Origin of the sequence: uncultured Oscillibacter sp., assembly GCF_950073225.1 — a bacterium.
Classification (GTDB): Bacteria; Bacillota; Clostridia; order Oscillospirales; family Oscillospiraceae; genus Oscillibacter.
Genome location: NZ_CATMPS010000006.1, coordinates 36,779 through 60,508, shown reverse-complemented (window position 1 = coordinate 60,508; position 23,730 = coordinate 36,779). Strand labels below are relative to the sequence as shown.

The 23,730-nt window shown below is 61.9% G+C and carries 21 protein-coding genes and 1 pseudogene; 12 read left to right on the top strand and 10 right to left on the bottom strand.

The features are described 5' to 3' along the window. Positions 1-27 precede the first annotated feature (27 nt). The 3 genes and pseudogenes from Q1M04_RS05305 to Q1M04_RS05295 form a co-directional block, all read right to left on the bottom strand. Positions 28-864 (bottom strand): carbohydrate ABC transporter permease, encoded by an 837-nt coding sequence (locus Q1M04_RS05305; RefSeq protein WP_293281527.1) that lies wholly within the window; start codon positions 862-864, stop codon positions 28-30. Then, the gene (locus Q1M04_RS05300) at positions 864-1,706 is read right to left on the bottom strand and encodes a carbohydrate ABC transporter permease (protein ID WP_297997478.1); all 843 of its coding nucleotides are present in this window, start codon (positions 1,704-1,706) and stop codon (positions 864-866) included. The genes Q1M04_RS05305 and Q1M04_RS05300 overlap by 1 nt, the downstream gene beginning before the upstream one ends. 149 nt (positions 1,707-1,855) lie before the next feature. Beyond that, a pseudogene (locus Q1M04_RS05295) lies at positions 1,856-2,638 on the bottom strand (extracellular solute-binding protein); the annotation flags it as partial. Between Q1M04_RS05295 and arcC the strand changes: the two are divergent. After that, positions 2,540-3,409 (top strand): carbamate kinase, encoded by an 870-nt coding sequence (arcC, locus tag Q1M04_RS05290; protein ID WP_366131596.1) that lies wholly within the window; start codon positions 2,540-2,542, stop codon positions 3,407-3,409. The pseudogene Q1M04_RS05295 and the gene arcC overlap by 99 nt on opposite strands. Positions 3,410-3,464: 55 nt before the next feature. Here the strand turns inward: arcC and Q1M04_RS05285 are convergent, their stop codons facing one another. Genes Q1M04_RS05285 through Q1M04_RS05275 form a run of 3 tightly spaced genes read right to left on the bottom strand, consistent with a single transcriptional unit; the run spans position 3,465 to position 5,090 of the window. Then, a complete protein-coding gene (locus tag Q1M04_RS05285) occupies positions 3,465-4,364 on the bottom strand; it encodes a 4Fe-4S binding protein (RefSeq protein WP_297997476.1) in 900 nt (299 codons plus the stop codon). Further along, positions 4,337-4,489: a CD1871A family CXXC motif-containing protein gene (locus Q1M04_RS05280; RefSeq protein WP_204789212.1), complete on the bottom strand. Its 153-nt coding sequence runs from the start codon at positions 4,487-4,489 to the stop codon at positions 4,337-4,339. Before Q1M04_RS05280 ends, Q1M04_RS05285 begins: the two co-directional genes overlap by 28 nt. Then, positions 4,476-5,090, bottom strand: a complete 615-nt coding sequence (locus Q1M04_RS05275; RefSeq protein ID WP_295759017.1) for a TlpA disulfide reductase family protein — start codon at positions 5,088-5,090, stop codon at positions 4,476-4,478. The genes Q1M04_RS05280 and Q1M04_RS05275 overlap by 14 nt, the downstream gene beginning before the upstream one ends. Positions 5,091-5,367: 277 nt before the next feature. Here Q1M04_RS05275 and Q1M04_RS05270 point away from each other — a divergent pair, with 277 nt between their 5' ends. Further along, entirely contained in the window at positions 5,368-5,634 is a 267-nt protein-coding gene (locus tag Q1M04_RS05270; RefSeq protein WP_293280898.1) for a helix-turn-helix domain-containing protein, read from the top strand. Continuing rightward, a complete protein-coding gene (locus tag Q1M04_RS05265) occupies positions 5,606-5,833 on the top strand; it encodes a DUF6514 family protein (protein WP_297997473.1) in 228 nt (75 codons plus the stop codon). The genes Q1M04_RS05270 and Q1M04_RS05265 overlap by 29 nt, the downstream gene beginning before the upstream one ends. A gap of 120 nt (positions 5,834-5,953) precedes the next feature. Here the strand turns inward: Q1M04_RS05265 and Q1M04_RS05260 are convergent, their stop codons facing one another. Continuing rightward, entirely contained in the window at positions 5,954-7,375 is a 1,422-nt protein-coding gene (locus Q1M04_RS05260) for an NCS2 family permease (RefSeq protein ID WP_297997471.1), read from the bottom strand. 271 nt (positions 7,376-7,646) lie between these two features. Here Q1M04_RS05260 and ade point away from each other — a divergent pair, with 271 nt between their 5' ends. Further along, complete coding sequence (gene ade, locus Q1M04_RS05255; protein ID WP_297997469.1) at positions 7,647-9,371, top strand: adenine deaminase; 1,725 nt, start codon at positions 7,647-7,649, stop codon at positions 9,369-9,371. A gap of 88 nt (positions 9,372-9,459) precedes the next feature. On the opposite strand, the gene Q1M04_RS05250 is transcribed toward ade, so the two are convergent. Both Q1M04_RS05250 and Q1M04_RS16120 read right to left on the bottom strand, forming a co-directional pair. Next, a complete protein-coding gene (locus tag Q1M04_RS05250) occupies positions 9,460-10,959 on the bottom strand; it encodes a flotillin family protein (protein ID WP_295758989.1) in 1,500 nt (499 codons plus the stop codon). Positions 10,960-11,052: 93 nt separating this feature from the next. Continuing rightward, positions 11,053-12,111 carry a type II toxin-antitoxin system RelB/DinJ family antitoxin gene (locus Q1M04_RS16120; RefSeq protein WP_366131591.1) on the bottom strand — a complete coding sequence of 353 codons (1,059 nt, stop codon included), beginning with the start codon at positions 12,109-12,111 and terminating at the stop codon, positions 11,053-11,055. 285 nt (positions 12,112-12,396) lie between these two features. Here Q1M04_RS16120 and Q1M04_RS05240 point away from each other — a divergent pair, with 285 nt between their 5' ends. The 8 genes from Q1M04_RS05240 (at position 12,397) to Q1M04_RS05205 (ending at position 22,650) form a co-directional block, all read left to right on the top strand. Further along, positions 12,397-13,869 (top strand): RyR domain-containing protein, encoded by a 1,473-nt coding sequence (locus Q1M04_RS05240; RefSeq protein ID WP_297997467.1) that lies wholly within the window; start codon positions 12,397-12,399, stop codon positions 13,867-13,869. A gap of 15 nt (positions 13,870-13,884) precedes the next feature. Next, positions 13,885-17,277 carry a toll/interleukin-1 receptor domain-containing protein gene (locus Q1M04_RS05235; RefSeq protein WP_297997465.1) on the top strand — a complete coding sequence of 1,131 codons (3,393 nt, stop codon included), beginning with the start codon at positions 13,885-13,887 and terminating at the stop codon, positions 17,275-17,277. A 213-nt stretch (positions 17,278-17,490) separates the two neighbouring features. Continuing rightward, a complete protein-coding gene (locus tag Q1M04_RS05230) occupies positions 17,491-18,816 on the top strand; it encodes a sensor histidine kinase (RefSeq protein WP_300346306.1) in 1,326 nt (441 codons plus the stop codon). Continuing rightward, complete coding sequence (locus Q1M04_RS05225; protein ID WP_297997459.1) at positions 18,813-19,541, top strand: LytTR family DNA-binding domain-containing protein; 729 nt, start codon at positions 18,813-18,815, stop codon at positions 19,539-19,541. Before Q1M04_RS05230 ends, Q1M04_RS05225 begins: the two co-directional genes overlap by 4 nt. 125 nt (positions 19,542-19,666) lie before the next feature. Further along, positions 19,667-19,846, top strand: coding sequence for a DUF6440 family protein (locus tag Q1M04_RS05220; RefSeq protein ID WP_297997456.1), 180 nt, complete (start codon positions 19,667-19,669; stop codon positions 19,844-19,846). 83 nt (positions 19,847-19,929) lie between these two features. Next, positions 19,930-20,376 carry a hypothetical protein gene (locus tag Q1M04_RS05215; protein ID WP_297997454.1) on the top strand — a complete coding sequence of 149 codons (447 nt, stop codon included), beginning with the start codon at positions 19,930-19,932 and terminating at the stop codon, positions 20,374-20,376. A 549-nt stretch (positions 20,377-20,925) separates the two neighbouring features. Beyond that, the gene (gene rplS, locus Q1M04_RS05210) at positions 20,926-21,267 is read left to right on the top strand and encodes a 50S ribosomal protein L19 (RefSeq protein WP_204790585.1); all 342 of its coding nucleotides are present in this window, start codon (positions 20,926-20,928) and stop codon (positions 21,265-21,267) included. 219 nt (positions 21,268-21,486) lie between these two features. Beyond that, positions 21,487-22,650: a sugar MFS transporter gene (locus Q1M04_RS05205; protein WP_295755006.1), complete on the top strand. Its 1,164-nt coding sequence runs from the start codon at positions 21,487-21,489 to the stop codon at positions 22,648-22,650. Positions 22,651-22,737: 87 nt separating this feature from the next. On the opposite strand, the gene Q1M04_RS05200 is transcribed toward Q1M04_RS05205, so the two are convergent. Next, positions 22,738-23,721 carry an Ig-like domain-containing protein gene (locus Q1M04_RS05200; protein WP_297997450.1) on the bottom strand — a complete coding sequence of 328 codons (984 nt, stop codon included), beginning with the start codon at positions 23,719-23,721 and terminating at the stop codon, positions 22,738-22,740. Between the last annotated feature and the right edge of the window lie 9 nt (positions 23,722-23,730).

The window sequence follows — 23,730 nt, the reverse complement described above, 5'->3', positions numbered from 1 at the left end:
CAAAGGGGGAGTCCCCCCTGCCGTATTTTAACCCTTAACAGCGCCTGCCGCAACCCCCTTGATAATGTATTTTTGGCAGCTGAGGTAGAACACCACAATGGGGATGATGGCCATGACCAGGGAGGCCATGATGGCGCCCATGTCCACCCGGCCATAGGAGCCCTGCATCCGCTGGATGGTGATGGGGATGGTGCTGAACTTGTTCAGATCCAGAGTCAGGTAGGGAAGCAGGAAGTCGTTCCAGATCCACATGGTCTCCAGGATGCCCACGGAGATATAGGTGGGCTTCATAATGGGCAGCACCACGGAGAAGAAGGTCCGCAGGGGGGAGCAGCCGTCGATCATGGCGGCCTCCTCGATCTCAATGGGGATGGACTTGACGAAGCCGCAGAACATGAACACCGCCAGCCCCGCGCCAAAGCCCAGGTAGATGATCACCAGCCCCCAGGGGGTGCCCAGGCGCAGCCGGTCTGTCACCAGGGAGAGGGTGAACATCACCATTTGGAAGGGGACCACCATGGAAAAGACGCACAGGAGGTACAAAAGCTTGGTGGCGGTGCTCTTCACCCGGGTGATATACCAGGCGAACATGGAGGTGCAGAGCAGGATAACCACCACAGACCCGACGGTCATCACCACGGTCCAGAGGACGGACTCCAGGAAGTTGTACTTTTCCATGGCGTTGGCAAAGTTCTCCAGGGCCACCCAGGTCTTCTCCGAGGGGAGCTTGAAGGGCTCCAGGTTGATAAAGGCCTTTTTCTTAAAGGAGTTGATGAGGACAATAAAGAGCGGGGCCACGTAGAAAATGGAGATTATGGTGAACAATATAGTGGCGAACCAGCCGCCTCTCGCTTTGCGTTTCATTACTGCTGCACCTCCTTGGAGCGGGTCATTTTCAGCTGGATGAGGCCCAGGGCCACCACCAGGATGAAGAACACCACGGCCTTGGCCTGGCCCACGCCCTGGTAGCCCACCCGGCCGTAGAATGTGTTGAAGATGTTCAGCGCCAGCATCTCCGTCTGCTTCATGGGTTCGCCGGCGGTGAGGGAGAGGTTCTGGTCAAAGAGCTTGAAGCCGTTGGTCAGGGTCAGGAAGGTGCAGATGGTGATGGAGGGCATCATATTGGGGATGGTGACGTTCCACAGCCGCTGCCAGCCGTTGGCCCCATCGATTTCCGCTGCCTCGTTCAGATCGCCGGGGATGGACTGAAGGCCCGCGATGTAGATGATCATCATATAGCCGATCTGCTGCCAGCAGATCAGGATAACCAGGCCCCAGAAGCCGTACCTGGCGGAGATCTTCAGCGCCAGGTCGTACCGGGAGAGCAGCCCGTTGAAAATGAGCTGCCACACGTAGCCCAGGACGATGCCGCCGATGAGGTTCGGCATAAAGAAGACCGTGCGGAAAATGTTCGTGCCCCGGATCTCCCGGGTCAGCACCAGGGCCACGGCGAAGGCGATGACGTTGATAAGGATCAGTGTGGTCACGGTAAACAGGGCGGTGAAGAGGAAGGCGTGGGCGAATTCCCCGTCCTGAAAGGCCCGGACATAGTTCTGCACGCCGTTGAATTTCGCGTCGGTGACGGTGCGGAAGTCGCAGAAGGACAGGTAGATGCCCATGAGGAAGGGCACGATGAAGCCGATGAGGAAAGCCAGGAACGTGGGCCCCAGGAAGACGGGGAAATAGCGCTTGATGGATTTTTCCATGGCTGGCGGAAGCCTCCTTCACAAGTTGATGGACCGTTGGACCGGCGGGACAAGAGCCGTGTATAAGCGGCACGGCGCGCCTCCCTCCGGCCCAGGGCGGGAAAGAAGGGGCGGGCGGTCTCCCGTCCGCCCCGGTATGGCGTTGTCTCTTACTTGGATTTCTCAGCGGCCCAGTTGTCCACGAAGGCGGCCCGTACGGTCTCCCAGTTGGCGTCGGTCTGGTCGGCGGCGTAGGCGGTCAGGGCGGAGCCCAGGACGTTCTTCCACTCCTCGGAGGGCATGGTGGGGAAGCACCACTTGATGCTGGTGGTTCCGTTGGCCACGTATTCGTTGGCAATGTTCACCAGCAGGTTGCTGGATTCCAGGTTGCCCTTGAAGGGGATGACGAAGCCCATGTGATCGCCGGAGCAGAGATACTCCAGGCCGGTCTCGGAGGTGACGCACCAATACATGAAGTCCAGGGTGGCCTGAATATCCTCGGGCTTGGCGTTTTTGTTCACGCACCAGTAGTTTTCCGTGCCGGTGCACAGGCCCTGCTTGGCCTCGTCGCCCACGCCGATATAGATGGGCAGCATGCCCAGGTTCTCCTCACCGATGTCGGCCACGTCGCCGAAGGCCCAGGTGCCGTTCTGATAGAAGACGGCCTGCTCGGTGACGAACTCCGCCACGGAGTCGTCGCCGGTCTTGGCGGAGAGCAGGGTGGGGGCGCAGGTGCAGTTGTTGATATACAGGTCCCACACAGCCCGGTAGTTGTCCAGGTAGGTTCCCTTGATGGCGTCGGTGTTGCCGATGCCGTCGGCCTCGTACTCGAAGTAGATGGGCAGGTTCGCCAGGTGGGTCTTGAAGCGCCAGTCGGAAGAGCCGTCCATGCCGGCGGAGGTGAAGGCGGAGAAGCCCAGCTCATCCTTCCGGGCGGTGATGTCCTCGGCCACCGCATCCTCCTGGCCAGCGAGACGGCGAAGGAGGTGGTCCCCGCCATGCCCTTCGATGTGTGCGGGGCCATGAGCCAGGGATATATCGGCTACCACATCCAGCAGGCCCTGCGCTACGCCCTGGCCAAGCGGAACAAGAACACTCCCGTGGTGAGCCTGGTGACCCAGATGGTGGTGGAGGCGGACGACCCGGCGTTTCAGAATCCCAGCAAGCCCATCGGGCCCTTTTACAGCCGGGAGGAGGCCGAGGCCATCCAGCGGGAGAAGGGCTATGCCATGAAGGAGGACGCCGGGCGGGGCTGGCGCCGGGTGGTGCCCTCGCCCCTGCCCCGGCGGATTGTGGAGATCGGCCAGGTGCGGGACCTGTGGGACAAGACCATCGTCGTCACCTGCGGCGGCGGGGGAGTGCCGGTGGTGGAGACCGCCCAGGGCCGCCTGGAGGGCGTGGCGGCGGTCATCGACAAGGACTTCGCCGCGGAGCTGCTGGCGGAGCAGGTGGACGCCGACGTGCTGATGATTTTGACCGAGGTGGAGAAGGTGGCGATCAACTGGGGCAAGCCGGACCAGAAGGACCTGAGCCGCATGTCCCTGGCGGAGGCCTCCCGCTACGTGGAGGAGGGCCACTTTGCCCCCGGCAGCATGCTGCCCAAGGTCCAGGCGGCCATGAAGTTCGTCCGCAGCGACCCCGGCAAAAAGGCGGTTATCACCTCCCTGGACAAGGCCCTGGACGCCCTGGCGGGAAAGACGGGGACCGTGATCACCTTCGCCTGAGGCGCTGGAAAAAGCGTCCTGCTCCTCTTTGGGAACAGGACGCTTTTGGAATGGATCAGGGGGCTTCCTTCTTCGCGGGCCTGGAGGCCCCGCCGCGGGCGAAGCCGGAGGAGACGGCCCCCGTGGGGCAGACGGCCTTGCATTTCCCGCAGCGGATGCACTCCGGGGCGTTGATGTCCTTGGTCACCTCCACCTGCATAGGACAGGCCGCCTCGCATTTTCCGCAGCCGACGCACTTGTGTTCATCCAGGCGCATCTGGAAAAAGCTGAAGCGGTTGAACAGGGCATAGAAGGCCCCCAGGGGGCAGAGGTACTTGCAGAAGGGCCGGTGGACGGACATGGAGGCCAGCAGAATTGCCGCCAGCACCAGGGCCTTCCAGCCGAAAAGAGCCCCGGCTACCTTCCGCAGATTCGGATCGGCCAGCAGCAGGGGAACGCCGCCCCCCAAGGTCCCGGCGGGGCAGAGATACTTGCAGAACAGGGGCGGGACGATGCTGGTATCCGTCACGAGAAAGGCCGGGAGCAGAACCACCAGCAGCGCCAATACCAGGTATTTCAGATACCGGGCGGGCCGGTCCAGCCTCCGGGGGACCGTGAGCTTGGGAAGCGGGATCTTGTGCAGCAGATCCTGCACCAGCCCGAAGGGGCACAGCAGCCCGCAGACCGCCCGGCCCAGAATTACGCCGAAGAGCATGAGAGTCCCCAGCACGTAGAAGGGGAAGTGATGCTTCGCCCCCAGGGCGGTCTGCAAAGCCCCGATGGGACAGGCCCCCAGGGCCCCGGGGCAGGAGTAGCAGTTCAGCACCGGGACGCAGAACGCCTTGCTTCCCCCGGTGAAAATGCGCCCCTTCCGAAAGCCCGCCGCGTAGCCGTTGAACAGCGCGGCGGCCAGCAGCTGAATCACCCGCTGCCGGGAGATCCGCCCCCTCATCCGATGCCGATGCACTCGAGGCATATCCGCACCGCCTTTTGCAGGACCTCCAGATGCTCCTGCCGGAAAAATCCAATCCCAATCAGGACCGGAGCCAGACCCAGGGCTCCGAAGCGCAGGGCCAGAATGGTTTTCTCACGCGTCTTCAAGGCTGATCGCATCCTTTCCTCCCGCCTCCAGCGCCTGGTTCACCGCCTCCAGATAGGCGGCGGACAGGTCCGCCTGGCCGCCGATGATGGCCTCGCCCACCAGGGCGCCCTGGCTGTCCGCCAGCACGGTGGTGGGGGTATACATCAGATTGTTGGCAAGGTCCAGCAGGTCGCCTTCCCCGGTGATGAGGGTGACTCCTTCAAATCCGGCGTTTTCCAGGACCTCCTTGACGGAGTCTTCGTTTCCATAGCCGTCCAGGCAGACGGTAAGCATCGCCACATTGTCCGGCAGGGCCTTTTCAAAGTCCGCGATTTCCGGCATCTCCGCGATGCAGGGCGGGCAGGTGAGGGCCCAGAAGTTGAGGACCGTCACGTCCTTGGCGGCAATGTCCTCCTGGGTGAAGGTCCCCCCGTCCAGGGTGCCCGCCGAGAAAGAGGTCAGGCTTCCCAGGGCGGCGGCGCCCTCCTTGCCTGCGGGCTCGTTCGGAACCGCCTGGTCTTCCGGGGATGAATCGGAGGCCTGTTTCCCGCCGCACCCGGTGAGAAGCGCCAGTGCCAGCACGGCTGCGAGGAGCAGGGAAAGCGTTCTTTTCATGTTCATAAAGCGTCCTTCCTTAGGTAGATTTCAAAGCAGGAAATATCCGCACCATGATAACACATCTTTTCCCGGTTGTATACATTGCGGAACAAAAAAGATGAGAAAGACTCTCAGAGGGGAACGTTACAAACAAACAACAATAATTTATAACTTATTACGAATATTTAGAAATAATTCGACAAAAATCGACAATCTTTTGAAAATGTGCATGCCGCAAGCCTAGACGACTGCACAAATTTGGAATAATCTTCCTTTTATAGACTCAAAGGAGGAAGATACGATGTTTTTGAGACGTACACCAACACAAGACGAAAAGGAGCGCCTTGGACAGCTCATTCGCAAAGTCCGGAGAAGGCGGGATCTGACACAGGAAAAACTTGCCGAGCGCATGAAATGCTCTCGGCGCTGGCTCAGCAGCGTGGAGCGGGGGGAAAGCAGCTTGAACTGGAAGGATATGCTCTGTCTGATGGTAATTTTGGAACTGCCGCCTGAGAAAGCGGTGGAGGAGGTGGGGCTGGATGTTTCGGTACCTGCCGATCGAAAATGAGGTGTTCTCTCCATGCCTGGGCCGCTATCGGACCTTTGGACTCTGCGTTCTGCGGTCCGGGGAGGAAGGGGAAGAGGAGGTCATGATCCTGCCCGACATATCCACCGATTTTGCCTTTGCTTTGCGCTTGGCCGGACTCTTCACCGCAAAGCAGCTGGACCCGATTCATCTGCTGGACATTATCGAGGACATGCTCTGAGGATTCCGGCGGAGCCTCGAGGACGGTTCGAAGACTGAGATTGTGGACATTGGAAACCCCGCCCGGAAGAGTTCGCTTCCGGGCGGGGCGGTTTGCAGGCAGGCGCAGGGAACGCCAGACTTACACAATCAGGAAGAACTTGAGGAGGAACAGGGCGGAAATCACATAGGTCAGTACGGAGACCTCCTTTGCCTTGCCGCTGAAAACCTTGATGACGGTGTAGGAGATCATGGCCAGGCCGATGGCGTGGCCGATGGAGCCGGAGACGGGCATGCCAATCAGCATCAAGGACACGGGAACCATCTGGTCCATGTCGTCGAAGTCCACGTTTTTCAGGCCCATCAGCATCAGCACGCCCACGTAGATCAACGCGGCGGAGGTGGCCGCGGCGGGGATGATGGCGGCGATGGGGGCGATGAAGATACAGGCCAGGAACAAAACGCCGGTGGTCAGCGCCGTCAAACCCGTGCGGCCGCCGGCCTCCACCCCGGAGGCGGACTCCACGAAGGTGGTGACGGTGGAGGTGCCGGAGCAGGCTCCCGCCACGGTGCCGATGGCGTCGGACAGCAGAGCCTCCTTCATGTTGGGCATGCTGCCCTGATCGTCCACCATGCCCGCCCGGGAGGCGGTGCCCACCAGGGTGCCGATGGTGTCGAACATGTCAATCATGCAGAAGGTAATGATTAAGGTGATGGCGGTGAACCAGCCGATCTGGAGGAAGCCGGAGAAGTTGAACTTAAAGAGGGTCGTTTCCACCATGTCGGCGAAGGGGGGGGCGAAGGAGGCCCCGGCCAGAGAGGCGAAGGGATTGGCCCCCAGGAAGAGGGCATCCCCGGCCCAGTAGACCACGGAGGCCACCAGCATACCCAGCAGCACCGCCGCCTTGACGCCCCTCTTGGCCAGAATCACCATGACGAACAGGCCGATGAAGGCGGTGGCCACGGTGAGGATCATCGGTCCGTAGCCGGATCCCATGGAGCCCTGGGCCACGCTGGGGGTGAGCGCGCCGAAGAAGTCCCGCATCATGAAGAAGGGCCCTCCGGTTTCGGAGTAGATGCCGGCGTTGGAGCCCAGGCCGATGTTCATCAGCATGATGCCGATGGCCGGGGCGATGCCCAGGCGCACGCCCAGGGGGATGGCGTCCACAATCTTCTCCCGGATGTTGAAGATGGAAAGGACGATAAAGACGATGCCCTCTACCAGGATGATGACCAGGGCGGCCTGGAAGCTGGCCACGTAGGTCATGCCGGTCATGGCGGCGATGTTGCCCACCACTACGGCGAAGAAGCTGTTCAGGCCCATGCCCGGAGCCAGGGCGAAGGGCTTGTTGGCCAGGAAGGCCATGCAGAACATGCCGATGGCGGAGGCGATGCAGGTGGCCATGAACACGCCGTTCCAAAGGGCCGAGCCCACGTCGAAGTTTGTCAGCAGGTTGGGGTTCAGGGCGATGATGTAGGCCATCGTCATGAACGTGGTCAGGCCCGCCAGAAGCTCTGTGCGGACGTTGGTGCCGTTCTCCCGCAGGCGGAACAGGTTTTCCATAGGATTCCCTCTTTTCTTTTTCAGATTTTCACGGTGGGGCGTTCACGGCGAACCTGCCAAAGTTCCGAAAACGCTGTCCGTACCCTTACTATACAGCATTTTGTCAAAAAACGCAAGGCCGATTTCACTGTCATTTGTGCTAAACATAAAAGGCTGACCTTTACACCCTGTTAGAAATTTCCTGTTTTACCCTATACCTCTGAATAGGGGCCTTGACAAATCTCCCGGAAAAAGATACATAATATGGTAGAACAGAAAGGAGTGTGATTCCATGCCTGAGTGCAAGGAGGAGAGAATCCGCCGGGAAGCGGAGCGGAAGCGGCGGGTGGTCGGCGCGGCCATGGGCCGGGAGGCGGCGGACCTGGTGCTGAAAAACGCGTCCTATGTCAATGTCTTTACAGGCGAGGTCTTGACGGCGGATATCGCCGTTGCGGAGGGCCTCATTGCGGGCGTAGGGTCCTACTCCGGCAGGGAGGAGCGAGACTGCACCGGCAAGCTGGTGCTTCCGGGCTTCCTGGACGCCCACATTCACCTGGAGAGCTCCCTGGTGGCTCCGGCAGAATTTACGAGGGCGGTGCTGCCCCACGGCACTACCACGGTGGTGACGGACCCCCACGAGATCGCCAACGTCCTGGGGGCGGACGGCATCGCCTACATGCTCCAGGCCACGGAGGGCCTGCCGGTAGACGTGCGGTTTATGCTGCCCTCCTGCGTCCCCGCCACGCCCTTGGATGAGTCCGGCGCGGCGCTGGAGCGGGGGGATCTGGACGGCTTCTACAGCCACCCCCGGGTTCAGGGCCTGGCGGAGATGATGAACTTTGTGGGCGTTCTGGCGGGAGACGAAAGCGTGCTGGAGAAGCTGGCGGCGGCGGATTTGGCGGACCGGCGGATCGACGGCCACGCGCCGGATCTGGCGGGAAACGGCCTGAACGCCTACATTGCCGCCGGGGTCCGCTCGGACCACGAGTGCCACGACCTGAAAGACGCGATTGCCAAGCTGGAGCGGGGGCAGTATATCATGATTCGGGAGGGCACCGCCGCCCGGAACCTGGAAGCTCTGGTCCCGCTGCTGAACGAAAAATACGCAAGCCGGTGCCTCCTCTGCACCGACGATAAGCACCCCGGCGACCTCTTGGAAACGGGCCATATCGACGCGATCATTAAGCGGGCCATAGGGTTGGGGGCGGACCCCATCGCGGCCGTGAAGGCGGCCACCCTCAATGCCGCCCAGTACTTCGGGCTGCACGACCGGGGAGCCGTTGCGCCGGGATACCTGGCGGACCTGGTGGTCATCGACGGTTTCCAGAGCTTCCGGGTGGAGGCGGTTTATAAGCAGGGAGCCTTGGCGGCGGAACACGGCGAAGCCAAGCCCTTCCCGGCTCCCGCCGTGGAGCCCCGGCTGACGGAGCGGGCCCACCATACCTTCCAGGTGCGGACCCTTACGGCAAAGGACTTCCAGAGCAGCGGCCCCCTGGGCGTGGTGGGTATGGTGGACGGTGAGATTACCACCCTGGATGCGGGCCGGGCCGAGGCGGCGGACGCCGCCCAGGATATTCTCCGGGCCGCTGTGGTGGAGCGCCACAAGGGCACCGGACACATCGGCCTGGGCTTCCTCCGGGGCTACGGCTTGCAATCCGGCGCGGTGGCTGCCAGCATTTCCCACGACTCCCATAACATCATTGTGGTGGGGGCCAGCGAGGAGGACTGCGCCGCCGCCGTGAACCGGGTGGTGGAGCTGAACGGGGGCATTGTGGTCTGGAACGGCGGCAGGCCCGCGGCGGAGGTTTCCCTGGCGATCGGGGGCATTATGAGCGATGAGCCCCTGGAGACGGTGAACGAGAAGCTGGAGGCCGCCAAGGCGGCGGCTTACGCCCTGGGGGTTAACCAGGGCATCGACCCCTTTATGACCCTGAGCTTCATGGCCCTGCCGGTGATTCCCACCCTGCGGATCACCACTCAGGGCGTGTTCGATGTGGGAAGTCAGAGCTATGTGTGACGGGCGGGAGCTGCCCGGCGGAAGCGGAAACCAGAAACGGAGGCGTCCTTTCAGGACGCCTCCGTTTTTTAGATCGCTGAGACCAAAATTATGCTTCCTCCGCGGGAGGGGTGTGGGGCTTCTCCGCCGCCGGAGGATTCTGGACGATGATCGTCTTGTCCTCTCCGCCTGCCAATCTGCCGCCCAGCATTCCGGCGATGAGGGACTTGACGTCCAGGCCCATGCCCTGGGTGATGCCCTCGGTGACCTGGGTGGTTCCGGTGACGATGTCTTCCAGCAGCTTGGCGCTGTTGCCGGAGCCGTACATGGTGATTTTGTCCACCTTGGACAGGGGTTCCGCCACGTTCCGGGCGATTTCCGGCAGGGCCTGCATGACCATCTCAATAACGGCGGCCTCGCCGTACTTTTTCATGGCCTCCGCCTTTTTGTCGATGCCCTCGGCCTCCGCCAGGGCCTTGGCCCGGATGGACTCGGCTTCCGCCTTGCCCACGGCGGCGATGCCCTCCGCCTCCTGCTCCTTGGCGAACTTTTGGGCCTCGGCGCTCTTGCGCTCCGCCTCGGCCTCCTGCTCCTGCTCATAGCGCTTGGCCTCCGCGTCCTTCTGCCGCTTGTAGAGGGCGGCCTCGGCCTCCTGCTGCAAGCGGTAGCGCTCCGCGTCCGCCTTGGCTCGGATTTCCGCCTCCAGCTTCTGCTTTTCCACCTCGACCTCGTACTGCTTCAGCTCCGCCTGGCGCTGGGTCTTGGCGATTTCCGCGTTGACCGTGGCGGTTTCGATGCTCTTGCGCTGCTCCTGGCTCTGGATTTCATAGGCGGCGTCCGCCTCGGCCTTTTTGCCGTCCGCCAGGATTTTCAGCTCCGCCCGCTTGATGTCCAGCTCCGTCTGCTTCTGGGCGATCTGGGTGTCCGCCAGAACCCGGGCCTCGTTGGACTCCCGTTCCGCCTCCGCCTGGGCGATGGCGATGTCCCGGTCCGCCTGGGCCTTGGCGATGGCGGCGTTTTTCTTGATGAGGCTTGTATTGTCCGCGCCCAGGTCTTTGATGAGCCCGTTTTCGTCGGTGACGTTTTGGATGTTGCAGGAGAGGATTTCGATGCCCAGCTTGTCCATGTCCTTGCTGGCTTTCTGCATGACCTGGTCGGAGAAGGAATCCCGGTCCGTGTTGATTTCCTTCAAGGACAGCGTGCCGATGATCTCCCGCATATTGCCCTGGAGGGAGTCCTGGAGGTCCCGGGTGATCTCCTCCGGGCGCTTGTTCAGAAAGTTCTTGGCCGCCAGCTTGATGCCCTCCGCGTGGGGGGAGATGCGGACCTTTGCCACGGCGTCCACATTGACGTTGATAAAGTCGCTGGTGGGGACGGACTGCTCGGTTTTGATGTCCACCGTCATCTGCCCCAGGTACAGCCGGTCCATGCGCTCGAAGAAGGGAACCCGGATTCCGGCCCGGCCGATGAGGACCTTGCTCTCCTTTTTCAGGCCGGAGATGATGTACGCCTGATCGGGTGGGGCCTTGACGTAGCCGGTCAGGATGATGGCCAGCACCACTACCACGGCCAGGATGATGGGAAGCAGGGACAGGATGTTGTCAAGCATTTAGAACTCCTCCTTTCAAAATAGACACAATCGGTTTTCTATATAAAACAAGCCGGAACGAAGGGACGGTGTTCCCGGCGACTTGGAATTTTCTCAGGCCTCCGGCCCCGCGCCTCCCGGGACGTCCCCCCGCAGGGCGGCCAGGCGTTCCAGGGCGGTTACCTCCGCCTCCAGGTTCCGCCGGGTTTGCTCCCGCCGGGCCCGCCCGCCGCCGGAGAGGACCTGGGACACGACGCCCACGGCCCGGAGGCACAGCGCGGCCTTCCCGGCGGGGTCCTCGCCGCCTTGCTCCGCCCGGCCCAGCTCCTCCAGGGTCAGCTCCAGGGTTTGGAGGTAGTGGGCCTCCACCCGGGCCTTCGTCGGGCCGTCCAGCGCGTCATAGTGCCGGGCGATCAGGGACTCCAGGCCTTCAAGGGCCGTGAGGACGTAAGGCGTTTCCACCGGTGCCGCGGCCCGCCGTATCCGCGCCTGTACGGTGCCGGCGCTCCCGGGAATCTGGGCGGAGGAAGCCCAGAAACGCTGCATCACGGAGGGGAGCCCGTCGAACTTCCGGGAGACGGCGGCAAGCCTTTGCTCATAGGGGGCGAACGCTCCGGCGTCTCCTCCGGTCCAGGATTTCATAGCGGGAATCAGGGCGCTTCGAAGGTCCCGAAGGTCCTCCGCGATATCCGCGAGGCCGTCCAGGTACTCGTCCAGGACGCTCAGGTCCTTTGTTTCCAGGATTTCAGCGTTCCTGGCGGAGAACAGGGTCCTGGCGGAGCCGGTAATCCCGGCGGCCTTGTCCTTGAGCTCGTCGCCGCACAAAAGCCGGATGCGCTCCATGGAAAGCCCCGTAATGGAAGAGGGCACGGCGGTGTGGACGGCGGTCAGGGACTGCCGGATTTCGGCGCACAGGGCCTCCAGCCGTTCCCGCTTTTCCATGAGGGGGGAGAGCGCTTCCTCAAGGGCTTCCTCTTCGCGGGGCCGCCCCCGGCGGGACTGGGAGCCGTAAGGCTCCGCCGTAATTTCAAAGGGGATGCGCTTTTCTCTGCCGACTTTGGTGGCAAAAATGGTAAAGGCGGTGGTCATGCTAAGCCCCATTTCCCTGCAAGCCTGTTCCATGCATTTCTTCACGTTTTCGTCCATGCGAAAGTTTACCATAACCTGTGCCATGAAAGTCACTCCCTTCAGCACATCTCTATTATAGCATTTGTAAAGCAAAATGCAATATTTTTCTTTACAATGGCTGGAAAATTTTTGGAGACACGGAGATTCCGCCGGGCCGCGTCCCTGGCATTCCGTCCGGCTCCCGGCGCCGCGGGGGAAAAGGGGGAACGGACGTTTTCCGGAATATTGCAATCCCACGGCGCGGCATATATAATGGAAAGAAGTTCAAGCCGGTCTGAGGAAACCGATTTTGCGGGACAGGCGTTGCGCCTGAGAGGGAGGCTGTACGGAATGAGTCAAAAGAAATCCGGGCCGCGGAGTCAGTATGACGCGGTTTCAAAGCTGCTTTTGTTTTGTGTTCCTTTGGCGCTGGGCATGGCGGGCTTTCAGTGCGCCGGAGGCGTGCGGATGGCGGACGCCCTGTATTCCTGCGTGTGTATGTACGTGCTGGGATACCAGACCACGCCGCCGAACCTCTGGGTGGAGCTGGCCAGGTGGACCGCGCCTCTGGCCACCGCCGGAGCCGCCGTGCTGCTTCTCACCACGCTGCAGGTGCGGGTTCGGAACCTGTGGTGCTACCTGCGGGGAGGCAGCGTGGCGGTGTACGGCCCGGAGGAGGAGCGGGAGGACCTGCTGGAGGAGCTGGGCCGGTCCGGCATAGAGGGCCGGGACCGCTTTGTCGGAGCCCATAATTATATCCTCTTAAACAGCGAAGAGGAGAACTTCCAGTTTTATGTTTCCAACAGGCGGAAGCTGCAAAAAAGGCGGGTCTACTTGAAATGCCGGTCTCTTCCGGCGGAGTTCGCCGCCAGTGAAAACCTGTATCTCTTCTGCCCGGAGGAGGCCGCGGCCCGGCTGTTCTGGAAAGAGAAGGGGCTGTACGGCGTGTCCAAGCGCTGCGGCCACCGGCTGCGGATTGTGCTTCTGGGGTTTGGAAGCCTGGGCGAGGAGGTCCTGCGCTACGGACTGCTGGACAACATTTTCGCCCCGGAGCAGCGCATCGAATACCATATTTTCGGGGACGGCGCCGCGTTCGCCGCCACCCATACGCAGTTGCCCTCCATAGAGGACCCCGTGATTTTCCACGCGGAACCCTGGTATGAGAGCGTGGATCTGCTGGAGGGGGCGGCGGCGCTGCTCGTCCTGACACAAGAGAATCCGCTCAGGCTGGTACGGGACCTCCTGCTGGCCACCCGCTTGCCGGAGATCGACGTATTTGCCGCCGACGACGCGGAGGCGGAGCTGCTGGCCGGACACAAGCGGCTGAACGTGTTCCCCTGGCGGCGGGAGGCGCAGAGGGCGGAGAATATTCTGCGGGACAAGCTCTTCGGCCGGGCGAAGCAGCTTCACATGTATTACGTCCGCAAGTACGGCAGAGGCCAGGCCGCCGGAGGCCAGGCCGCCGGAGCGGACCAGGAGTGGCGGAAGCTGGACGCGTTCACCCGCTATTCCAACGTCAGCGCGGTGGATTACCATGACATCCGCCTCCAGATGCTGGCCGCCCAGGGAATTTCTCCGGATGGGGCCGGGATTCCGCCGGATGTTCTGGAGAAGCTGGCCGAGCTGGAGCATATCCGCTGGTGCCGCTACCACTATCTGCACAACTGGAGATACGGCGTTCCGGATAACGGCCAGAGGAAGGACCCGGTCCTGCGGCTGCATATTGCCTTATGTCCCTATGAGGAGCTGACGGAAACGGATAGGGAGAAGGACCGGGAAGGCGTGCGGGCGCTTTTTGAGCTGGACCTGAACGGCTGGAAATAAGAGGAGAGGCGGAGGATGCGCGTGGGAAAACGGGGCGAAGACACGGGGAAGCGGCGGTACGACGCGTTTATCTCGTACTGCCACGGCGGGAAGGACTCAAAGCTGGCGGAGCGCCTTCAGGTCCTGCTGGAAAGTTACCGCCTGCCAAAGAGCGAAAAGCGCCTTCGGGTGTTTCGGGACAATACGGAGCTGACGGCCGGCAGCGATTTGGGCGGCGAGCTCCGGGAGGCGCTGGAACGGTCCCGCTATTTGATTTCCGTCTGTTCGGAGAAAACCAAGGACTCCCAATGGTGCATGGAGGAGATCCGGCAGTTTAAGGAGCTCCACCGGGGAAGCACGGAAAACATCCTGATTCTCCTCACATCGGGGACGCCGGAGACGGCTATCCCGGAGCCCCTGCGGACCAACGGGAAGGGAGGAAAGCTGGAGCCGCTGTATGTGGACGTCCGGGGCGGGACCCTGCGGGAGAGCCTGCGGACGCTTAAGTCGGAGTATTACAAGCTGGCCGCCGCGCTTTTGGAGTGCGGCCTGGACGACCTGCTCCAGAGGAACCGGAGGCGGCGGCGCAGGCGGACCGCCGCTGCGGCCGCGGGAGCGTTTGCGCTGCTGAGCACGGTGCTGGCGGTGGTGTCCGTATTCGCCTACCGCACCTGGATTTCTGAAAATCAATACCGGCTGATGCTGGCGGGAAATTTTGCCCAGGAGGGCGCCCGCCGGAACGAGGCGGGAGAGCCCCAGGAGGCGCTGGCGAATTACAGCCGGGCGCTGTCCCTGGACGCGGACCAGTCCACCGCCAAATCGGGAGCCGCCCTTCTGCTGCAGGACCGCCTTTGGCCCGTGCTGGAGGAGAAGCTGTCCGGCCGGGTGTGGGACGGGCGCTTCCTGCCCCTTCCCCAGGCGGCGGCGGGGGACCCGGAGAGCGGATATTATTTCACCCGGAGCCGGGAACAGAGCTTTGTAATCGACGGGGCCGGGAAGAAGGTGGAGGAGCTGGGCCCGGATTTTCAGAACCTCCAGGGGATTTCCGGCGGGTGGTGGACCTTCCTGGGAGAGGACGCCCTGCGTTTTTACCACCCGGAGACGGGACAGAGGAGGGTCCTGCCGTATCCCACGGAGTCCAGCGCCGGGTGCGGCATGGAATACGCGGACTTCCTGGGAAAGGGCCCCAGGGCCCGGACGCTGCCGGACGGGCGGGCCGTCGCGGCCTATCTGGGAATGGTGTACCTCTACGGCTTCGACCAGCAGGGCCGAGCGGCGGAGCTCGGGCGGGCGGACCTGGCGGACGCGTTCCCCGTGGACGCGGGCTATCAGGGCATTTCCGATTCCAGTGAAATCTGGCTGTCGGAGGACGGCGGCCTGGCGCTGGTTTCCAGCTACGCCAGCGCTGCGGTGTACGACACCGCCCGGCTGGAACTGAAAGCCTCCGTGAGCAAGTACCGCTATGGACTGATGGGGGCGGACATCGGCCGGGGCGGCCGGTGCTTCGCGCTGGCCTACGGAAATCCTTACCGCATCGACCGGATGAATCCCGGAGGCATGTTTGAGGTCTGGTCCACAGACGGGACCTGCCTGTTTTCCTCTCCCGCCTATGAGAAGGAGGCCTTCCTGGGGACGGCGTTCCATCCTGAGGATGAGGACATTCTGCTGGTCTGGAGCGCCGGAGCGGTCCATATCTGGAACTGGAGAGAGGGGAGGGAAATCGCGGCCCCCATACGCAGAAGCGCCGTGAGCGGCGCCTGCTTCGGAGAGGACGGCGCTGTTGTGGTGGAAGACGGAGAAGGGACCGCCGCCTATGCGCTGATCGGGCCGGTGGGGGAGGACGCCGTGTCATTGCCGGAGGAATGCGCCCTCCCCATGATATTAAAGCAGCACTACCTGGAGGCGGAGGGGCCGGAGGGCATGACGGCGGCCATCCGAAGCGGGAAATTGGTCCTCCTGGCCGCGGGCGGAGAGGAGCTGGCGGCGGCGAAGCTGCCCGCCATGGCTGAGCGCACCGCCCTTTCCCCGGATTTTCAGACGGTCTATCTTTACAGCCATTATGCCCCGGTCCTCATAAAGGCGGCGGCGGACTTCCAGGCGGGAACGCTGGGGGAACTCCGGCAGCTGGACGCGGGAGGGGAAACCATCCTCGGCCTTTGGTGCGGGAACGACTGGGCGGCGGTGGAAACCGGGTCCAGAGCGGTGCTGCTGTTTGACGGGGCGGGGGAGCAGATTGGCCGGATTGTGCCGGAGCGCCAGGGAAATATTGCCGCCGTGCGGATGGACGGGGAAAAGGAGCATATGGTTCTCATACAGGAGACCGCCGGAGGGGCGGCGGACAGCTTTCATGTGGAAAAAGGCGGGGCGGTGGAAATCTGGGACGTGCCGTCGGGAAAGCTGCTGGACGCATTTACGGCGGACGGCGGGGGAATCGACGCCGCGGGAATTCTGGAGGACGGCTCCCTTGCCTGGAGCGCCGGAGGGGAAACCCTTGTCCGGCGGCTGAGGGTTCCACCGCCGGACGAAACGGCCCTGGCCTTCCTGGAGAACCTGGGCTGCCTGACCCTGGACGGGCGGCAGGAGCTTGTCCCTAAGGTCCCCGGCGGTTCCGGCTTCCAGGTAGGAAACTGGTCGGGTCTGGGAGACTGGGAAAAGGCGCGGTATTTCCAGGAGGAGCCGCCTCTGGAGGATTCCGGCCTGGCGGCGCTGGCCTCCGCCGGGGATTTGGGGAGCGAAGAGTGGTTCGGCCGCTGCGACGATCTCTGGCGGCGGCTTTTGGCGGGAGAGGAAGCGTTCGGCCCTGTAGAATTGGACGGCCTATACAGCGTCTGCGAAAAGGCGGCGGAAAACAGCGGAAGGCTGGATTGCCTGAAACCGGGTCTGGAAGCGTATATCGAGCTGACTCTGCGGCTGATTCAAGGAGCCGGCGATTCGGAGGTTGTGTCCGCGTTCGACATCAAAATGCTGGAGACGCTGGCGGCCACGACGGCCTATGATGGGACGATTGCCCAGGCCTGCCGGGATATAGCAAGCCTGTCGGGCGGCGGGACGGCGGACAACGGAATCGAGGGCTATGCGGATATGATGGCCTACAGTGCGGGGTATTTTGAGCTGCTGGCGGATGCGCTTACCGGGAATGGCTATGAGGCGGCGCGCGCTTTGGCGGAGTTTTGTTCCAGCCGCCCGGCGCTGGAGCTCTATCAGGTCACGCCGCTGACGCTGGTCCGCTTGTACGAGGGGGATTCCCAGGCCGCCGCCGGAACAGTCTCCGCCTGGCTGGAGGACTGCGGCGCCCGGATGCCGGGAAACCGGGACGTGTGGCTGGACCAGATTCAATGCGGCCATCTTTTTTACGGTGCCCTGGTCCAGCGGGGAGAGATTGACGCGGCTGTTTGGGAGAATTACCTCCTCCGGCTTGACGTCTCGTGAGGGAAGCCTCCGAATTGGTATTGAGAAACGGGGATTCCTGTGCTATTACTTCCGGGCTGAAAGGTCGGAGGTAACATGTGCCATGTTTTGCGGTTGCCGCTGTTTACAGCGGCAACCGCAAAACGGCTTGAATAATATACTGCTGAGTCGGCTTGTCCGTGGACAAGATTCCCTTCATGTGGTATGATAGCCCGCAGAAAGGAGGTGACCGCTGTGCTCACACTGGAGGATTATCTGTTTCAATTTACAGTTTCCCTGCTCTCCCACGCCGTCCTGGTGGTCTATCTGTTTGTGATTATGGACGCGCGGGGCCGGCGGGTGGTGAGAAAGCTGCCCGTCCTGCTGCTCTCCCCGCTGCTGGCCACCCTGCTGGATGCGGCTTTGTATGCGCGCTTTCCCGACCACTATGTGGTCCGTTACTGTGCGTTCTCCTGTGCCATCCTGCTGATGTGTACCCTGTGGATTCGGTGGGCGTGGCGGACCGGGTTCTGGCACGCCTTTGCCGCCGCGTGCATGGCGGGCATGTTCCAGGTGGCCGCGTCCGGCCTGGCCCAGATATTGCTTCTGGACAGCGAGATCCCGTACACGGCGTTGATCTCCGTCTATGGCGCTGTGGCGCTGGTCTCCGCCGCGCTGCTGCACCGGCTCCGCTTCGGGCGCTGGTTCCGCCTTCTGCTGGCGGACAGCTCCGTCCAGCGCCGCATGGCCCTGTTCTTCTTTGGCCTGGAGGCGGCCATGGAGTCATTCTCTCTTTTACAGGAGGGAATCCAGCCGGAATATCTGGTTCCCTACTACGCGCTTGTGCTGGTGATGGCGGGGCTGGCGGTGGGGCTGGTCATTTACCTGTCTCAGCGGCTGGACGCCTCCCAGAAGATGGAAGTCCAGCGGGACGTCATTGCCCAGCAGCAGCTCTATGAGCGGGATTTGGAGGCGATCCAGCGGGAGGTGCGGGCGTTCCGTCACGACTACAAGAATTTGCTGGCAGGGCTGTCTGAACAGGCTGGGAAAGGAGAATTGGATGAACTTCGGGCCTCCTTGTCCCAACTGGACGCGGGTTTTGACCAGCACATCGGAGAGAGGATACAGGCATCCGTCCATCTGGGCAATGTGAGAGTCCCCCAGGTGCGCAGCCTCCTGCTGTCCAAGCTGGCAGCCATGAGAGAAAAGAAAATCGACTGCCGCCTGGAGGCGCTCTACCCTGTGGAGCGTATCGGAATGGACCCGTGGGACTTTACCCGCTGTCTGGGTATTCTGCTGGACAACGCCGCCGAGGCCGCTTTGGAAGCGGAAACGCCCTGGGTGGAGATTGTTCTGCTGTCTCAAAAGGAGAGGCTGTCTCTGCGGGTGTCCAACCCCTACAATGGGGCCATCGACCCGGATAGAATCTGGACGGAGGGCTTTTCCACCAAGGGAGAGGGCCGGGGATTGGGACTGCCCAGCTACCAGCGGATGTTGGCAGACTACCCCCATGCGGCGGCATCCACAAGCTGGGCGGACGGCGTATTTGTCCAGGAATTGACGGTGGAGGAAAAAGCATGATTCCGATCTATCTCTGTGACGATGAAGAAAGTGTCCGCCACCAGCTCAAAACCGCTCTGGAGTGGAAGATCTTCATGGAGAACTACGACATGAAAGTGGTATGCGCCGCGTCTGCCGCCCAGGAACTGCTGGAAACAGCCCGGGACACCCGCCGAGGCGTCTACTTCCTGGACGTGGATTTGAAGGATGGAGCGTGGGACGGCTTTACGCTGGGGCGGGAACTGCGGCGGCGGGACCCTCATGGCACACTGGTCTACATTACCAGCTATGGCGATCTGGCCTGGAAAACCTTCCAATACCATTTGGAGGCATTCGACTACATCGTGAAGGAGGGAGAGCAGACCGGCCCTGCCATCACCCGCTGCCTGGAGGCGGTCCACGCCCGCTTATTGGACGAGCGCCATGACCCGGCAGAGATGTTCTCTTTACGAACGGGTGATGACATTCCCCTGGCCGGTATCTTGTTTTTTGAGGCCGCTCCCAAAGCTCACCATGTATATCTTCATACGGCGGACAGCCGTCTGGATTTCGTGGGCAGTTTGAACGAGCTGGAAAAGGAACTGGACGGACGGTTTGTCCGGGTCCACCGGTCCTTTCTGGCGGCGTGGGACAAAATTGAGGCAGTGGACGGAAAGGGAAATCAAGTCCGGGTGGGCGGCAGAATGTGTTTGCTGTCCCGAACCGGAAAAGCCGAATTGAAGAAGAAACTGAGAGGGAGCTTTTGAGGCTCCCTCTTTGTTTTTGCCGCTCAGGAACAATTTGTGCCGTCCAGGAAGATTGGCCCACAGCGGGGCCGCATTGTGCTATTCTTCTGTTCACAGACAGGCGGGATGCGAAGGGGGGGACCGCTATGGCAAAGGACCGTTTTGTGGAAGTTTACTCCCAGGGAGTTACCAATGTGGAAAAAATTATCGTGGACACCCAGACCGGCGTGAATTATGTGCTGGCCTCGTCCGCACTGACTGCGGGTTGCGGCATGAGCATCCTGGTGGACGCCGACGGCAAGCCCATCGTCACCCCCGTTGACTAGGCCCTGTTTGAAAAATGGCAAAACACAATTACTCCCGCCTGTCCGCGCCAAACATGAACTGGAACGATTTGGAGGTATACACCATGTCAAAAGAAGTCCGGAGATTCACCCAGGAAGCCGGATACCAGCCCCTGGCGGATCGCTGCATCATTGTCAAATACGCCCCGAAAAACCTGAGCGAACAAATTCCGGCGTTTTTTAAAGCGGAATTTTATGTTCTCCAGATGTGTGAACACGAGATCGTCCTGCTCCCCTTCAACCGCGCATGGCACTACCTGCGCAAAGACGTATCCTTGGTCCTTCCTTATGGGGACATCCAGTCAGTGGAGCTGGAAGACGTTAAGTTCAATACCGTTATCACCATCCGCACCAGGTCGGACACCATCCGCCTGACCGCCCAGCAAGCAGCGTTGAGCGGCCTGCGGTGTTCCGGCCGCTACGCCGTCTTGTATGCCGGCAGCCTCAGAAACTGGCACAAGGAAAATCTGGATGGTACTCTGAAAGCACTAACCGAATTAGGAAATAACTGAAACTGAATTGACGGTGAGAGTGCCGGTATTAATTGTGTAAGTATCGCAAAAGTGAATTGTGGACACAAAGACGCCAATGGATAACGGAATATAAAAACCCGTTGGATACCTGGCATGTGGTGGGTGCGCCCCTGAATGTGGTCTGAGGCAATGGCAGCATCGAAAACTTGGATGCTGATATTGCTTTCGGTAAATGTCAAGAAGAATTTAGACATACCCCCTAGGGGTATGCATGTGAACGTAACACAAGAATCGTCCTGGCAGAGCTGCTGCGGTCGGGGGAATGTGTTACAGACCGCACGGCGGGGACGAAAGGAATAAGGAGCCCCGGCCATGGGCCGGGGCGGTCGCACAATAACAGTTGGATGGCTTGTCCGACTGTCCATTTTCAATATACAACTTGCCTTTTGGGGATCTTGCGAAAAAGTGCTTGCAATTTCTAAGAGACTGTGATATCCTATTCAGGCTACAAAGGGCGGTCCTCTGCCGCGCGCGGAGAAACACGCAGAAAAGCGGGCAAGAACGCCTATTAAACAGGAGGAAATATCCATGGATCTCATCAAGGAACTGAACAAAGAGGCGCTGGGTAAGGAGACGCCCAAGGTGCAGATTGGCGACACCGTCCGTGTCCATGTGAAGGTCAAGGAAGGCTCCCGGGAGCGTATTCAGGTCTTCGAGGGCACCGTCATCGCCAAGAAGCACGGCGGCATCGAGGAGACCATCACCGTCCGCCGTATCTCCTATGGCGTAGGTGTGGAGAAGGTGTTCCCCATCCACTCCCCCTCCATCGACAACATCCAGGTCGTCCGCAACGGTTCCGTCCGCCGGGCCAAGCTGTATTACCTGCGGGGCCGCGTGGGCAAGGCCGCCAAGATCAAAGAAAAGCTGTAAGCAAACAAAAGAGAGGCGCAGGCCTCTCTTTTCGTTTGTCTCCCGGAGTGGGAAAACGGGCCGCTTCCCAGCGGCGCGAGGGTAAGCGCGCTTTTGTCCCGGCGGATGCGGCTGCCGGGCGTCAATCATAGGGCTTGCGGCGGGAACCTATGGACTTTTTTCTGACACATCCGGGGATTCTGTGGTATTATCGTACCGGAAACCAAGGAGGAACGCGGAATGCTTCACTTACTTCTGGCAGTTATCTATATCTCATTTATCAGCCTGGGCCTGCCCGACGCGCTGCTGGGATCGGCCTGGCCGTCTATGTACGGCGAATTCGGCGTTCCGGTCTCCTGCGCGGGGGCCGTGTCCATGATTATCGCGGTTGGGACGATTATATCCAGCCTGCAAAGCGACCGGCTCACCCGGAGGCTGGGGGCCGGGAAGGTAACGGCCGTCAGCGTGGGCATGACGGCGGCGGCGCTTTTCGGCTTTTCCGCCAGCCGGTCTTTTCTCCAGCTCTGCCTTTGGGCGGTTCCCTACGGCCTGGGGGCGGGGAGCGTGGACGCGGCGCTGAACAACTACGTGGCCCTTCACTTTGCCAGCCGCCATATGAGCTGGCTCCACTGCATGTGGGGCGTCGGGGCCTCTCTGGGGCCGTATGTCATGGGGTACGCCCTGACCGGCGGAGGGGGCTGGAATCTGGGTTACCGCTATATCGCCCTGCTGCAAATCGTGCTGACCTTGTTTTTGCTGCTGAGCCTCCCCCTGTGGAGGACTCCGGCGGGCGGCGGAACGGAAGCGGACCCGGGACCGGCAATGACCCTGGGGCAAATCCTCCGAATCCCCGGCGCGAAAGCCGTTATGGCGGCGTTTTTCTGCTACTGCGCCATAGAGCAGACCGCCGGGCTGTGGGCCAGCAGCTATCTGGTTTTGCAAAAGGGCGTTCCGGCAGAGACGGCGGCGGGCTACGCCAGCCTGTTTTTCGCCGGCATTACGGTTGGCCGGGCCCTGAGCGGCTTTTTGACCATGAAGCTGAGCGACAGCCGGATGATCCGGCTGGGGCAGGGGATTATCGCGGCCGGAACCGCCGCCCTTTTGCTGCCCCTGGGGGAACGCGCCGCCCTGGCGGGACTGATTTTCATCGGCCTGGGCTGCGCCCCCATTTACCCCTGCATCATCCACTCCACGCCGGACCATTTCGGCGCGGAGAAATCCCAGGCCGTCATTGGCGTTCAGATGGCCAGCGCCTACGCGGGCACTTGCTTGATGCCGCCCCTGTTCGGCCTGATTGCCAATCACATTACGGCGTCTTTGTTCCCCGTTTATCTGCTGGCCCTATGGGCCCTGATGGTGCTGGCCTATGAGACGCTGCTGAGGAGCGGCGGAAAGGGCGCTTGACGGGGGAGGGCCCGGGGAAACGAAAACCGGCGCGGCTTAGGCCGCGCCGGCTTTTATGATCAAGAGGAGCCTGCCTTTGCCGGAGGCTTAGGCCAGCCAGCTGAAAAAACCGCGGGATTCCTCTCCGCCCTCCAGCAGGATACCGGCGGCTTCCAGCATCTGGGCCGCGTCGGCCCGGGTCACCGCCTGTTCCATGGACTGGCTTCCAAAGCTCCCGGCGGAGAGGACGCTGACGGCCTCCATGTTCCCCACGGCCTGGGCCGCCCAGGAGGGGGCCGCGCTCCGGTCCGCATACCACACGTCCAGGTCCACGTCCCCCAGATCCAGCACCCGGTCCAGGATGGTGGCGGCCTCGTTGAAGGTGACGGTCTCGTCCCCCCGGAAGGCTACGCCCTCGGCGGTGGAGATGCCCCGGATGATGCCGTCCGCCGCCCCGGCGGCGGCGTAGGCTTTGGCCCAGGTGGGAATGACGGGGTCGTCACAAAAGCCCGTCATGGTGACGCCGGTGACCTTCCGGCCCGCCGTCTCCAGGGCCATGGCGAGAAATTCGCTGCGGCTTACCGGCTGGTCCGGCTGGAAGTAGTAGGAATCCCCAATCTTCCCGCCGGTAAAGACGCCCTTTTCCGCCAGGGTTTGGGCGGCCCGGGCGGCGGGGCTGTCCTTGGTGTCGGCATAATTCACGCCGGAGCGGGTTTTGTCGATGGTCACCGTAACTTTGGCGGGGGCCGAGACGTGGCCCTGGCTGTCCGTGGCGGTGTAGGTGAAGTGGTCAGTGCCGGTGGCGCCCTCGTCCGGGGTGTAGGTGAAGCCGTCCCCTTCAATGACGGCCACGCCCTTCCGGGGCTCGTCCGCCAGAGCAAAGGTCATCTCGTCCCCCTCCGGGTCCGAGGCCAGGAACTGGCCCTGGCCGGGGATGCCCCGGTAAGTCCGGATTTCCAGGTCCCAGACCTGGGGCGCACCCTCCGGGGAGGCCTCTTCAGCCTTCTTGCCGAACAGCGCTGAGGCGCTGCCGGTCAGCAGCACCGCCGTCAGTGCCAGCAGGGCGGCGGCTCGTGTCAGTTGGTGCTTCATAGGAAAATC